This is a genomic window from Micromonospora sp. NPDC051006 (genome assembly GCF_044456245.1).
GTDB lineage: Bacteria > Actinomycetota > Actinomycetes > Mycobacteriales > Micromonosporaceae > Micromonospora.
Genome location: NZ_JBITFP010000012.1, coordinates 1 through 12,741, shown reverse-complemented (window position 1 = coordinate 12,741; position 12,741 = coordinate 1). Strand labels below are relative to the sequence as shown.

The 12,741-nt window shown below is 73.1% G+C and carries 12 protein-coding genes; 6 read left to right on the top strand and 6 right to left on the bottom strand.

Annotation, left to right across the window (positions count from 1 at the left end; all coding sequences use genetic code 11):
- The first annotated feature begins 48 nt into the window (after positions 1 to 48).
- Positions 49 to 798 (top strand): DUF4245 domain-containing protein, encoded by a 750-nt coding sequence (locus ACIBBA_RS19225; protein ID WP_396698910.1) that lies wholly within the window; start codon positions 49 to 51, stop codon positions 796 to 798.
- 231 nt (positions 799 to 1,029) lie between these two features.
- A complete protein-coding gene (locus tag ACIBBA_RS19220; RefSeq protein WP_396698908.1) occupies positions 1,030 to 1,878 on the top strand; it encodes a hypothetical protein in 849 nt (282 codons plus the stop codon).
- Positions 1,879 to 1,938: 60 nt separating this feature from the next.
- On the opposite strand, the gene ACIBBA_RS19215 is transcribed toward ACIBBA_RS19220, so the two are convergent.
- Both ACIBBA_RS19215 and xseA read right to left on the bottom strand, forming a co-directional pair.
- Positions 1,939 to 2,160, bottom strand: a complete 222-nt coding sequence (locus ACIBBA_RS19215) for an exodeoxyribonuclease VII small subunit (RefSeq protein WP_396698906.1) — start codon at positions 2,158 to 2,160, stop codon at positions 1,939 to 1,941.
- 33 nt (positions 2,161 to 2,193) lie between these two features.
- Positions 2,194 to 3,414, bottom strand: a complete 1,221-nt coding sequence (gene xseA / locus ACIBBA_RS19210) for an exodeoxyribonuclease VII large subunit (RefSeq protein WP_350867296.1) — start codon at positions 3,412 to 3,414, stop codon at positions 2,194 to 2,196.
- Between the two features lie 143 nt (positions 3,415 to 3,557).
- On the opposite strand from xseA, the gene ACIBBA_RS19205 reads away from it, so the two are divergent.
- Both ACIBBA_RS19205 and ACIBBA_RS19200 read left to right on the top strand, forming a co-directional pair.
- A complete protein-coding gene (locus ACIBBA_RS19205; RefSeq protein WP_350867295.1) occupies positions 3,558 to 4,547 on the top strand; it encodes a 4-hydroxy-3-methylbut-2-enyl diphosphate reductase in 990 nt (329 codons plus the stop codon).
- Between the two features lie 45 nt (positions 4,548 to 4,592).
- On the top strand, positions 4,593 to 5,030 hold the full coding sequence (locus tag ACIBBA_RS19200; RefSeq protein WP_396698902.1) for a hypothetical protein: 438 nt from the start codon (positions 4,593 to 4,595) through the stop codon (positions 5,028 to 5,030).
- 28 nt (positions 5,031 to 5,058) lie between these two features.
- Here the strand turns inward: ACIBBA_RS19200 and ACIBBA_RS19195 are convergent, their stop codons facing one another.
- Positions 5,059 to 6,225: a DNA recombination protein RmuC gene (locus tag ACIBBA_RS19195; protein ID WP_350867291.1), complete on the bottom strand. Its 1,167-nt coding sequence runs from the start codon at positions 6,223 to 6,225 to the stop codon at positions 5,059 to 5,061.
- Between the two features lie 54 nt (positions 6,226 to 6,279).
- On the opposite strand from ACIBBA_RS19195, the gene ACIBBA_RS19190 reads away from it, so the two are divergent.
- A complete protein-coding gene (locus ACIBBA_RS19190) occupies positions 6,280 to 7,071 on the top strand; it encodes a hypothetical protein (RefSeq protein WP_396698900.1) in 792 nt (263 codons plus the stop codon).
- Between the two features lie 65 nt (positions 7,072 to 7,136).
- On the opposite strand, the gene ppc is transcribed toward ACIBBA_RS19190, so the two are convergent.
- Both ppc and ACIBBA_RS19180 read right to left on the bottom strand, forming a co-directional pair.
- Positions 7,137 to 9,923: a phosphoenolpyruvate carboxylase gene (ppc, locus tag ACIBBA_RS19185; protein ID WP_396698898.1), complete on the bottom strand. Its 2,787-nt coding sequence runs from the start codon at positions 9,921 to 9,923 to the stop codon at positions 7,137 to 7,139.
- 129 nt (positions 9,924 to 10,052) lie between these two features.
- Positions 10,053 to 11,090: a hypothetical protein gene (locus ACIBBA_RS19180; RefSeq protein WP_396698896.1), complete on the bottom strand. Its 1,038-nt coding sequence runs from the start codon at positions 11,088 to 11,090 to the stop codon at positions 10,053 to 10,055.
- Between the two features lie 83 nt (positions 11,091 to 11,173).
- On the opposite strand from ACIBBA_RS19180, the gene ACIBBA_RS19175 reads away from it, so the two are divergent.
- A complete protein-coding gene (locus ACIBBA_RS19175) occupies positions 11,174 to 12,214 on the top strand; it encodes a S66 peptidase family protein (RefSeq protein ID WP_396698894.1) in 1,041 nt (346 codons plus the stop codon).
- Between the two features lie 102 nt (positions 12,215 to 12,316).
- Here ACIBBA_RS19175 and ACIBBA_RS19170 read toward each other — a convergent pair.
- The coding region (locus ACIBBA_RS19170; protein WP_396698892.1) for an IS30 family transposase at positions 12,317 to 12,741 on the bottom strand (425 nt) is incomplete at its 5' end.

Sequence of the window (12,741 nt, the reverse complement as noted above, 5' to 3'; positions counted from 1 at the left end):
CGGTGATGGCCCGGATACCGCCGGTCGGGCGGCTGCGAGAATGGTGGGGTGGAACCCGCACAGCCTGCCGACCGCGTACCCGCCGAGCCGACGCCGACCGGCGACCCGACCCCGACCGGCCCGGGCGTCCCGCCCGTCGGCGCCCGGGCCGCCGACGCCACCGCAGGCGAGCCGGCCCTGGTCGAGCCGACCGGTCCCGGGCCGCAGGTGCCGCCGTCCGTCGCCGGGCGGCAGCCGATGGTCGCCGCGTCGCTGGATCCGCCGGCACCGCCGGCCGCCGTCGACGCCCGTCGGTCCGAGCGGTCGCCCAAGGACATGGCGATCTCGCTGCTGGTGCTGCTGATCCCGATCGCCCTGCTGCTGGCGTTCTACCGGGGCTTCCTCGGTGGCGACCAGGCGAGCACGGTCGACCCGACGGCCGCGATCGACCAGGCCCGGTCGGCCAACGCCTTCCCGGTCAGCCAGCCGGCCGACCTCGGCTCCGACTGGCGTACGGTCAGCGCCAACTACCAGACCGTCGAGGGCGGCGCGAACCTGCGGATCGGCTACCTGACCCCCGAGGGCCGGGGCGCCCAGCTGGTGCAGAGCAACGTGCCGGCCGAGCGGCTGCTGCCCGCCGAGCTGACCGACCAGGCGCAGCCGCAGGGGCAGGCCGACCTGGCCGGGCGGAACTGGCAGCGGTACACCGCGCGCGGCAACGAGCAGGCGCTGGTGCTGCTGGAGCCGGGCCGGACGGTGATCGTGGTGGGTGACGCCCGGGAGACCGAGCTGCGTCAGCTGGCCGCCGCACTTCGCTGACCGGCCGGCACGCCTCCTCGCGGTCCGGCTTCACCGGCTCCTCCGCCGCCCCTTTCGCGTACCCGAACGGGGTAACCGGACAGAACGGTGATTGTGCGACGCCTCGACAGGGAACAGGAGAGGAGCGGACCCGGCCGGCTCGGGTTCGCGCGGCGCAGTCGACGGTCGTGCTGCGTCGCCCGGTTTCCGGCGCCGTCAACGCGTCGGGTGACCCCCTCTTGGGAGACACAGATGACTGTTCGACGACTGAGCGCCGGCCTGGTGGCCGCCGCGTTGTTCACTCCCGGCCTGGCCGCCTGCAACGCCGCCGGCACACCGGGCGGCTCCGCCTCGCCGAGCGCCTCGGGAACGGCCACGGCCACCGCCGGTGGCACCGCGTCGCCGGCGGCGGGCGACGCCAAGCAGGCCCTGCTCGCCTCGACCACGGCGATCCGGGACGGGAACTTCCGGTTCAGCATGACCGGCGGGGGCAGCACCGCCGAGGGACTGGTGCACGAGCCGTCCCAGAGCGCCCAGATGCGGGTGTCGATCGGCGACGCATCCTCGGACCTGTCGATGACGCTCGACGTCATCCACTCCCGGCCGGACAGCTGGGTGAAGGTGGACCTGGGCGGCAAGGCGGCCAGCAGCGTGCCCGGCCTGCAGAAGCTGAACCTCGGCAAGTACCAGCACCTCGACCAGACCCGGATCAAGGGCAACCGCAACCTCGGCTTCGACTTCGACAAGCTCGACCCGGCCGGCAGTGAGGTGCTGACCCAGGGGGTCACCGAGGTCCGGCAGACCGGCGAGGGCACGTACGCCGGCACCATCGACGTGTCGAAGGCCGCCGAGGCCGGCTCGCTGGACGCCACGATGATCACCGCGCTCGGGCCGCAGGCCCAGTCGGTGCCGTTCACCGCGAAGGTGGACCCGCAGGGCCGGCTCAGCGAGCTGGTAATCCAGATTCCGGCGGCCGGCCAGGCCAAGGCGCAGGACGTCCGGATCACCTACTCCGACTACGGCAACGCCACCGCCGCGCAGAAGCCGCCGGCGGCCCAGGTCGTCGAGGCCCCGCCGGAGCTGTACAACCTCTTCAACTGACCCTCGTCGCGCGGGCATGGGGAGCCCCCCCGTGCCCGCGCGTCGCTCCGGCCGGGCGGGTCAGGAGGCGGATTCCTGCCGGGCCGCGTCGATCCGGGCCCGGGCACCGTCCAGCCAGCGCTGGCAGATCACCGCCAGCGCCTCGCCGCGCTCCCAGAGCGACAGCGACTCCTCCAGCGAGGTGCCGCCGGCCTCCAGCCGCTCCACCACCGACGCCAGTTCGGCGCGGGCCTGCTCGTAGCTGAGCCGCTCGTCCGGCCCGGCCTTCGTCTCGTCAGTCATCGGCTCCATCCCAGCACACGCCGGCGCGCCGGCTCATCCGTCCACCGTCGCGGCCAGTTCGCCGTCGGCGAGGCGTACCCGCAGCGGGTCGCCCTTGCCCACCTCGGAGGCGGCGCGGACCACGTGCCCGTCGGCGCGCTGCACGATCGCGTACCCCCGGTCGAGGGTGGCGGCCGGGGAGAGCGCGCGCAGCCGGGCCAGGGTGTGGCGCAGTTCGTCACCCGCGGCGGCCAGCCGGTGGTCCAGGCAGCGGCCGGCCCGCTGGCGCAGCGCGGTCAGCTCGGTGGCCCGCTGGTCGACCATCACCTGCGGGCGGGCCAGCACCGGCCGGGAGCGCACCGCGTCGAGGCGGTGCGCCTCGCGGTCGACCATGTTGCGCACCGCGCGCTCCAGCCGATTGCGGGCCTGGCCGATGAGGCGTACCTCCTCGGCGAGATCGGGGACGACCCGCTTGGCCGCGTCGGTGGGGGTGGACGCCCGCACGTCGGCGACGTAGTCCAGCAACGGGGTGTCCGTCTCGTGGCCGATGGCGCTGACCACAGGCGTACGGCAGCCGAAGACCGCCCGGCAGAGCGCCTCGTCGGAGAAGGGGAGCAGGTCCTCGATGCCGCCGCCACCACGGGCGATGATGATCACGTCGATGGTCGGGTCGGCGTCGAGCACCTTGAGCGCGTCCACGATCTGCGGCACCGCGCTCGGGCCCTGCACCGCCACGTTGACCGTCCGGAACTCCACCGCCGGCCAGCGCCGCCGGGCGTTGGTGAGCACGTCCCGCTCGGCCGCCGAGGCCCGACCGGTGATCAGCCCGATCCGGCGGGGCAGGAACGGCGGGCGGCGCTTGCGGGCCCGGTCGAAGAGCCCCTCGGCCGCGAGCAGCTTCTTGAGCTTCTCCAGCCGGGCCAACAGCTCACCGAGGCCCACCTGGCGGATCTCGTCGGCGCGCAGGCTCAGCGTGCCGCGCGCGGCGTAGAACTCGGGCTTGGCGTGCAGCACCACCCGGGCGCCCTCGCTCAACTCCGGAGCGCCGGAGTCGAGGACGTCCCGGTTGGTGGTGACGGTCAGGCTCAGATCGGCCGACGGGTCGCGCAGGGTGAGGAAGACCGTGCTGGCCCCGGGCCGGCGGCTGATCTGCGCCACCTGCCCGTCGACCCACACCCAGCCGAGCCGCGCGATCCAGGCGCCGACCTTCTGGCTGACCACCCGGACCGGCCACGGCTCCTCGGACGTGCTCCGCCCCACCTCGTCCGTGCTCACCCGCCCACCCTACGGACCTCCCCGGTGATCAAGAAGTTTGCGTCACCCCAGGCGCGTTTTCTGACCCGAATCTCTTGATCACCGGGCTCAGGGTCACGCGCGCAGCGGATGTCCCCTTCTCGCCCGGCACGTACGATGGGCGGGTGACCGAGGTTCAGGCGACTCCCCAGACCGGCAAGCGCGTGCTCCTGGCCAAGCCCCGCGGCTACTGCGCGGGCGTCGACCGTGCGGTGCAGACCGTGGAGGAGGCGCTCAAGCTCTACGGCGCCCCGATCTACGTCCGCAAGGAGATCGTGCACAACAAGCACGTGGTGCAGACCCTCGAGGCGCAGGGCGCGATCTTCGTGGAGGAGAACGACGAGGTGCCGGAGGGCGCCACCGTCATCTTCTCCGCACACGGGGTCGCCCCGGAGGTCTACGAGCAGGCCCGGGCGCGCTCGCTGAAGGCGATCGACGCGACCTGCCCGCTGGTCACCAAGGTGCACCACGAGGCGAAGCGGTTCGCCGCCGACGACTACGACATCCTGCTGATCGGTCACGAAGGGCACGAGGAGGTCATCGGCACCGCCGGTGAGGCCCCCGCGCACATCCAGCTCGTCGACGGGCCGGAGGATGCCGACAAGGTCACGGTCCGCGACCCGAACAAGGTGGTCTGGCTCTCCCAGACGACCCTGTCGGTGGACGAGACGCTGGAGACGGTGGCGCGGCTGAAGAAGCGCCTGCCGATGCTCCAGTCGCCGCCCAGCGACGACATCTGCTACGCCACCTCCAACCGCCAGCACGTGGTCAAGGAGATCGCCGCGGAGTGCGACGTGGTGATCGTGGTGGGCTCGCGCAACTCCTCCAACTCGGTCCGACTGGTCGAGGTGGCGCTGGATGCCGGCGCCCGCGCCGGCCACCTGGTCGACTTCGCCCACGAGATCGACGACGCCTGGCTGGAGGGGGCCCGCACGGTCGGCCTGACCTCGGGTGCCAGCGTGCCGGAGGAGCTGGTTTCGCAGGTGCTGGCGCACCTCGCCGCGCGGGGTTTCGCCGACGTGGAGGAGATCACCACCGCCAACGAGCGGCTGACCTTCTCGCTGCCGCAGGAACTCAAGCGGGACATGCGGGCCGCCGCAGCGGCCCGAGGCTGACCGCGCCCGGGAACGACCGGCCACCCCGGCACGTCTGATACGGGTATGAAGACCCTTCGACTCACCGTCGTAGCCCTGCTCGCCGGCGTGGCCCTGACCGCGTGCGGCGCGGCGGACGACGCCGGCACCCCCACCTCCACGTCGACGGGAGCACCCCCGGTGACCGAACAGCCCGCGACCCCGGCGACGACCCCCACCCCGGCGACCCCGCCCGCACCCTCGACCAGCCCGACCCGCCCGCCGAAGAGCCCCGGTGGTCCCACCCTGCCGCCGCCGGTGGGTGCCACCACGCTGACCGGCACGATCGCTCCCGGGGTCGAGCCGGGCTGTCTGCTGCTCGACGGCTATCTGCTGGTCGGCGGCCCGCGCAACGTGCTGACCGCGGGAGCGAAGGTCACCGTCAGCGGCCGGGTCGAGCCGAACATGATGACCACCTGCCAGCAGGGCACCCCGTTCGTGGTGGAGAGCGCGCAGCGGGCCTGACCAGGCCTGACCGAGCCGGCCCGCCGGATCAGCGGGCCGGCAGCTCGCCGTCGGTCGAGTCGAGCAGCTCCGGCGCCTGCGGCTGCCGGGGCGCCAGCTCCACCTGCGGCGGCGCCGTCAGCTCCTGGTCGGAGACGCCCAGCTCGGCGAGCTTGCGGGCGCTGACCAGCACTCGGGCCTCCAGCGAACCGACCGCCCGGTTGTAGGCGGTCACCGCGCTACCCAGCGCGGAGCCGAGCTTGCCGACGTGGTCGCCGAGGGTGGCGAGCCGGCCGTGCAGCTCCCGGGCCAGCGAGTGCACCGCCACCGCGTTGCGGGCCAGCGCCTCCTGCCGCCAGGAGTAGGCGACGGTGCGCAGCAGCGCGACCAGGGTGGCCGGCGTGGCCAGCACCACGTTGCGGGCGAAGGCGTGCTCCAGCAGCGTCGGGTCGCGCTGGAGGGCCACGTCGAGGAACGGGTCGGCCGGCACGAAGAGCACCACGAACTCCGGCGTGCTGTCGAAGGCCGACCAGTAGGACTTGGCGGCCAGCGCGTCGACGTGCGCGCGCAGGTGCCGAGCGTGCGCGTCGAGGTGGGTGTCCCGGCCCCGCTCGTCGCGCGCCTCCATCGCGGTCAGGTAGGCGTCGAACGGCGCCTTGGCGTCGACCACCACCGACCGGCCGCCGTGCAGCCGGACCACCAGGTCGGGGCGGACCACCTGCTGGTCGGTGGTGGTCGAGGTGACCTGCTCGGCGAAGTCGCAGTGCTCCAGCAGACCGGCCGCCTCGATGATCCGACGCAGCTGATGCTCGCCCCAGCGCCCGCGAACCTGGGGTGCGCGCAGCGCCGCCACCAGCTGTTTGGTCTCGGTGCGCAGCTCGCCGGAGACCGCGCTCATCGAGCGGACCTGCTCGCGCAGCTCGGCGTAGGCGTCGACCCGGTCGTGCTCCAGCTCCGCCACCCGCTGCTCGTAGCGGCGCAGGGTGTCGTGCAGCGGGGCGACCGCCCGGGCCACCGCCTCCTGCGACTGGGCCGTCGCCTCGTAGCTCAGCGCCCGCATGGACTGCTCAAGGCGCCCCTCACCCTCCCGGGTGGCGCGCAGCGTCGCGTCCAGCCGGGCGATCTCGGCCGCGGAGCGGGACCGGGCCGCGAGCCAGCCCACCGCGCCGCCGGCGCCCAGGCAGAGCACCACCACGGCCAGCGTCGGGAAGTCCATCACTGAAGCTTGCCAAACGCGTACGACGTTGCCTGCCCGGGTACCTTCGTGCCCATGGAACTTCTGCTGGTGGTCATCCTGGTGGTGCTGCTGCTGGGGGCGTTCGTCTGGTGGCGGCGGGAGGCCGCCGCGCGGGAGGCCCGGAGCCTGGCCGACGTGCGGGCGGACGCCCAGCGCTGGTACGAGCGCCTGGGCGGTCAGGTGATGAACCTGCACGGCGACGCCCCGGCGGTCCGGCAGGCGCTGGTCGACGCCGGTGAGCGGTACAACGCGGCCGGCAGCCAGCTCGAGCAGGCCCGCACGGTGCAGCAGTACCGGCTGGCCCGGGAGACCGCGTTGGAGGGGCTCGCCTACGCCCGGGCGGCCCGGATCGCGCTCGGCATCGACCCCGGGCCAGAGCTGCCGCCGCTCGCCGCCGCGACGGGCACCGGGGAGCTGACCCGGGAGCGCCAGGTCGAGGTGCAGGGGCAGACCTTCAAGGCCGGCCCGCAGCCGGGCCAGGACACCCCCTACTACTACCCGGGCGGGCGCTACCAGGGGCGTCCGGTGCCGGCCGGTTGGTACTCGACGCCGTGGTGGAAGACCGCCCTCGGCGCCGGCGCTGGTGTGCTGGGCGGCATGCTGATCGCCGACGCGCTCTTCTCCCCGGCCTTCGCCGACCCCGGCTACGGCTACGAGGCCGGCTACCAGGAGGGCTTCGGCGACGGCGCTGACTACGGCGACGGTCAGGGCGGCGACGGTCAGGGCGGCGACGCCGGTGGTGACCAGGCCGGCGACTTCGGCGGCGGTGACTTCGGTGGTGGGGACTTCGGCGGGGGCGACTTCGGCGGCGGCGGCGACTTCTGATCCTGCTGACGACTGAGCGGCAGCCACCCGGCGGGCGGCTGCCGCTCAGTCATCTGCGGGCCGGGTCAGCCGGTGTTGCGCATCCCGGCGGCGATGCCGTTGACCGTGGTGAGCAGGGCGCGCTCCAGCGCCGTACCGTCGCTCGGCGCCCGGCGGCCGCCCGGCGCGGTGGCCACCGCCCGACCCGCCGCGCCCGACTCCCGGTACTGCCGCAGCAGCGCCACCTGAAGGTGGTGCAGCGGCTCGAGGTAGGTGTCGCGCACCGCGAGGGTGCGCTGCAGGACCGGGGAGTTCTCCAGCAGCGCGGGAGAGGAGGTCACCGCCAGCACCTCGCGCTTGGTCAGCTCGTACTCCTGCTCGATCTGGTGGAAGATCGGGTGCAGCGCCTTCGGCACCAGCGTCTCGACGTAGCGGCGGGCGATGCTCAGGTCGGTCTTGGTGAGCATCATCTCGACGTTGGAGAGGAACGTCCGGAAAAAGTGCCAGTTCCGGTGCATCTCGGCCAGCACGTCCGCCAGCCCGGCCTCGCGGGCCGCGGCCAGCCCGGAGCCCACGCCGAACCAGCCGGGCACGATCTGCCGGGTCTGCGTCCAGCCGAACACCCACGGGATGGCCCGCAGCCCGCCCAGGCCGGCGCCGGTGTTGGGCCGCTTCGCCGGGCGCGAGCCGATGTTGAGCGCGCCGAGCAGCTCGGTCGGGGTGGACGCCCAGAAGTACGCGGGCAGGTCCGGGTCCTCGACCAGCGAGCGGTACGAGCGGTACGCCGAGTCGGAGACCACCTCCATCGCGGCGTCCCAGCGCTCCAGCAGCTCGGCGGGCTGTCGGGGTGCGGTGTGCAGCAGAGTGGCCTGGAGCACCGCGGCCAGGGTCAGCTCCAGGTTCTCCCGGGCCAGCGACGGCAGGGTGTACTTGTCGGAGATGACCTCGCCCTGCTCGGTCACCTTGATCGCGCCGTCCAGCGTGCCGTACGGCTGGGCCAGGATCGCCTCGTGCGTCGGCCCGCCGCCGCGTCCCACCGTGCCGCCCCGGCCGTGGAAGAGCCGCAGGTGCACCCCGTGCCGGGCGGCCACGTCACGCAGCGCGCGCTGCGCCCGGTGGATCGACCACTGGCTGGTGGTGATGCCCGCCTCCTTGTTGGAGTCGGAGTAGCCGAGCATGACCTCCTGCACATCGCCCCGGGCCGCGACCAGCGCCCGGTACGCCGGCAGGGAGAGCAGCTCGTCCAGTAGCTCGCCGCCCGCGTTGAGCTCGGCCGGGGTCTCCAGCAGCGGGACGAAACCGATCCGGGCCCGGCCGGTGTGCACGTCGACCAGCCCGGCCTCCCGGGCGAGCACCACCGCGGCGAGTACGTCGTCCACGCCGAGGGTCATCGAGATGATGTACGACTCGATCACCTCGGCGCCGAACCGGTCCTGCGCCTCCCGGATGGTGCCGAACACGTCGAACGTCTTGCGGGCCGACTCGGTGAGCGGAGTGTCCACGGTGGAAAGCGGACGGCGGCCGGTCAGCTCGTCGGCGAGGAGCTTGGTCCGCTCCAGCCGGGTCAGCGCCGGATAGTCGGAGACCTCGCCGACGGCCGCGTAGAGCTGGGCCAGCACCTCGTGGTGCTTCTCGGCGTGCTCCCGGACGTCCATGGTGGCCAGGTGCAGGCCGAACGCGGAGACCGTCCGGATGGTGGAGGCCAGTCGGCCGACCGCGGTGAGCTGGCCGGAGTTGCGGGCCAGTGAGGCGCGCAGCAGCTCCAGGTCGGCGATCAGCTCGGCCGAGCCCCGGTAGTCGCGACCGGGCACATGCGCGGTGCCCTGGCGCAGCCGCTGCCGGGTGTTGGTCAGCTTCGCCTTCACGCAGCGCGCCTTGAGCCGGTAGGGCTCCTCGGCGTTCACCCGGCGGAACCTTGGCGCCACCTCGGGCAGCGCGTCGAGGTCGGCCGCGAGGCTGGCCGAGAGGTCCAACGACACCCCGCGCAGCCGGCGGGAGACGGAGACCTCGTTGATCAGGTGGTCCATCGCCTTCTCGGTGGCCGCGATGCCGTGCTCGTGCTGGATGCTCAACACGTCACGGGTCACCGTCGGGGTGACGAACGGGTTGCCGTCCCGGTCACCGCCGATCCAGGTGCCGAAGCTCAGCGGCCGGGCCGTCGGCGAGGTCTCCACGCCGAGGGTGCGCAGCGTGTCGGCGAGGTCGTCGAGGACCTGCGGGGCGGCCTCGGCGTAGAGGTCGCGCAGGTAGTAGATGGCGTTGCGCGCCTCGTCGGTCGGGTCCGGCCGGTCCAGCCGCAGCTCGTCGGTCTGCCACATCAGGTCGAGCAGCTCGGCCAGCCGCCGGTTCGCCGGCCCCTCGTCGCTGGCGCCGTAGAGGATCGCGTTCGCGGTCTCGGCGTCCAGCTCGTCGGCGATCGCCCGCAGCTTCGACAGGATCGAGCGGCGGGCCGCCTCGGTCGGGTGGGCGGTGAAGACCGGTCGGACCGCCAGCCGGCGGGCCACCGCGGCAATCTCCTCGGCCGGCACCCCGCGTTCGGCGATCATCTTGGCCGCCTGGTCGAGCCAGCCGCCGTGCACCGCCCGGCGGCGGCGCAGGTCGCGCGCCCGGTGCACCTGCTCGGTGATGTTGGCCAGGTGGAAGTAGGTGGAGAAGGCCCGGGCCAGCTTGGTGCCGGTGGTCACGTCGAGCGTGCCGAGCCGCTGGGCGGCGGTCGGGGCGTCGGACCGGACCAGCGCGCGGATCTCCTCGACGAGGTCGAGCAGGGGGCGGCCCTCCTGGCGGGCCAGGGTCTGCCCGAGCAGGGTGCCGAGGCGGCGGATGTCGGCCCGCAGTGCGGCGTCGGGGCCGTCGTGGTCGTGCTGGTCGGTCACGATGCGCTCCTTACGTGGATACGAAGGACAGCGCTGTCCGACTCCCTGGATGGTATCCGCGCGGACCCCGAAGACAGGAGGGGCCCCGGAAGATCCACTCTCGGCCCAGCGGCGTTTTCCGACGTGATCTCAGCCACCCTGGTCGGTCGCCGGCGAGCGGGGCGGGCCGGCGCGGCGGCCGCGGACCAGGCTCGCGGCGACCAGACCGAACCCGCCCACCAGCGCCCAGAGCGCGAGCAGGAGGGCCGGCCAGCCGGCCGACCACCAGTCGAAGTACACCGCGGACTTGGTCAGGTCGTTGGCGAGCCCGGGGATGTTCCAGTGGTGCATCGTACGTAGCCAGCCGGGCAGGAACTCCGGGGCGAAGATGCCGCCGGAGCCCGGGTTGCCGAGCACCACCAGCAGCAGGATGACCAGCGCGGTGCCGGCGATGCCGAGCCAGCCCTGTACGGCGCTGGCGATCATCGCGGCGGCGAAGACGGCCAGCGCGCCGACGGCGGCGATCGTCAGTACCTCGTCGTTCCAGATGCCCAGGCCCGGCCCCACCACGAGCGAGCCGGCGACGCCGAGCAGCACGCTGTAGACGGCGAGCGCGGCGATCCGCAGCCCCGCCCGGCGGGGCGAACGGGGGGTGGTTCCGGCGGCGATCCCCAGCACGGTCGAGGCGAGATAGCCGCCGAGCACGTACCCGACGTTCAGGTAGAAGGGCACCACGCCGCGCGGGTCGGCCGACACGACCGGCACCTCGTCGGTGATCTTCAGCGGGGTGCCGGCGTGCTGGGCGGCGGCGCGGAGCACCTCGGTGATCGCCCCGGTGGCGCTCGGCCCGGACGCGCTGGCGATGGTGAGCAGCAGACCCTCCGGGCCGGCGGTGAGCACCCCGTACACCTGGCGTTTCCTCAGGCCGTCCTCGGCGGCGCCCGGGTCGTCGTACTCGATCGGTTTGACGATGTCGGTCTGGCCGCGCACGGCGGCGAGGACCTCCTCGGCGCGCTGGTCGCCGAGGGCGAAGCCGACCGGCAGGTCCCGTGGGGTGGGCTGATGCAGCGCGCCGACGTAGGCCGCGATGAACGCGGTGGCCAGCGCGAGGGTGCCGAGCAACAGACCGGCGGTACGCGCCAGTGAGTCGCGCGCCCGCACCTCCCGCGCCTCACGCGCCTGGTCCACGCCGCCAGCCTAGGGCTGGTTCAGCAGCATTTGAGGTAATTCGCCGGGCGGAAATCGGTTGGCCGGTCAGCTAGCTTCTGATCATGGTGACGTTGCGCTACCCCCCGAAGCCGCGCCCCGGTGACCGGGTCGCGGTGGTCTCGCCCTCCGCCGGCCTGCCGGCCATCTTCCCGCACGTCCACGAGCTGGGACTGCGCCGGCTGCGCGAGGAGTTCGGCCTGGAACCGGTCGAATACCCGACCACCCGGGTGCTCGGCGCCGACCCCCGGGACCGGGCCCGGGACCTCACCGCCGCGTTCGCCGACCCGTCGATCACGGCCGTGCTGGCGACCGTCGGCGGAGACGACCTGATCACCGTCACCCCGCACCTCGACGACGCGGTGCTGCGGGCGAACCCGAAGCCGTACTTCGGCTACTCGGACAACACCAACGTGCTCAACCACCTGTACCGGCTCGGCATCGTCGGCTACCACGGCGGGTCCGTCCTGGTGCACCTCGGCCGGTCGGGCGCCCCGCACCCGTCGACCTTCGACTCGCTGCGCGCGGCGCTCTTCACCGCCGACTGGTACGACCTCACCCCGGCCACCGAGTGGGGCGACGAACCCCGCGACTGGCAAGATCCGGCGTCCCTCGCCGACGAGCCGGTGATGTTCCCCGGCGCCGGCTGGCACTGGCAGGGCCCGGCGACCGTGGTGCAGGGCCGCACCTGGGGCGGCAACCTGGAGATCCTGCACTGGCTGATGGCGGCCGACCGGGTGCCGTCGGCGGCGGAACTGGCCGGCTCGGTGCTGATCTTCGAGACCTCCGAGGAGCTCCCGTCCGCCACCGAGGTCTTCCGGATCCTGCGGAACATGGGGGAGCGGGGGCTGCTCGCCGCCTTCCCGGCGGTGCTCGTCGGCCGGGCCAAGGCCTGGGACTTCGACCGCCCGCACACCCTCGACCAACGGCGGGCCTGGGCGGACGACCAGCGCGCGGCCGTCACCCGGGCGCTCGCCGACTATGCCGACGACCCGGTCGTGGTCTTCGACGTCGACCTCGGTCACACCGACCCGCAGTTGATCATCCCGTACGGCGGAGAGGTCCGGGTCGACGCAGTCGAGCGCCGCATCTCGGTGCGCTACTGAACCCCGTCCGTGCGGGCGGCGTCCCGTGGCGGCCGGCGTCCCGTTGGCCGCCGCATGATCGACTCCGTATCGCCGACATTGCGGTCTCCAAGGCGGGCGGTTTCAAGCGGCTGTTGCAACGAGGTGCTTGTTGAGTGCTTCGGCTGGATTCTGCCAGTCGAGGGTTTGGCGGGGTCGTCCGTTGAGTTCGCGGGCGACGGCGTCGAGCTGGTCTTGAGTCCAGGTGCGGAAGTCGGTGCTGGAGCGGGGGAAGTACTGGCGCAGCAGGCCGTTGGTGTTCTCGTTGCTGCCGCGTTGCCAGGGTGAGTGGGGGTCGCAGAAGTAGACCTTGCAGTCGGTGGCCAGGGTGAAGGCGGGGTGTTGGATCATCTCGATGCCCTGGTCCCAGGTCAGGGTCTTGCGCAGCTCGGCGGGCAGTCGACGCATCAGGCTGGTGAGAACGTCGATGACCTGCTCGCTGACCCTCGACTCGGGTAGGGCGCCGAGCATGACGTAGCGGGTGGCGCGTTCGACCAGGGTGATGATCG

Excerpts from the sequence above, each read along its gene's own strand:
- ACIBBA_RS19190 (WP_396698900.1), top strand. The coding sequence starts at position 6,280 with ATGGAACTTCTGCTGGTGGTCATCCTGGTGGTGCTGCTGCTGGGGGCG.
- ACIBBA_RS19220 (WP_396698908.1), top strand. The coding sequence starts at position 1,030 with ATGACTGTTCGACGACTGAGCGCCGGCCTGGTGGCCGCCGCGTTGTTC.
- ACIBBA_RS19195 (WP_350867291.1), bottom strand. The coding sequence starts at position 6,225 with ATGGACTTCCCGACGCTGGCCGTGGTGGTGCTCTGCCTGGGCGCCGGC.
- ACIBBA_RS19215 (WP_396698906.1), bottom strand. The coding sequence starts at position 2,160 with ATGACTGACGAGACGAAGGCCGGGCCGGACGAGCGGCTCAGCTACGAG.
- ACIBBA_RS19175 (WP_396698894.1), top strand. The coding sequence starts at position 11,174 with ATGGTGACGTTGCGCTACCCCCCGAAGCCGCGCCCCGGTGACCGGGTC.
- ACIBBA_RS19200 (WP_396698902.1), top strand. The coding sequence starts at position 4,593 with ATGAAGACCCTTCGACTCACCGTCGTAGCCCTGCTCGCCGGCGTGGCC.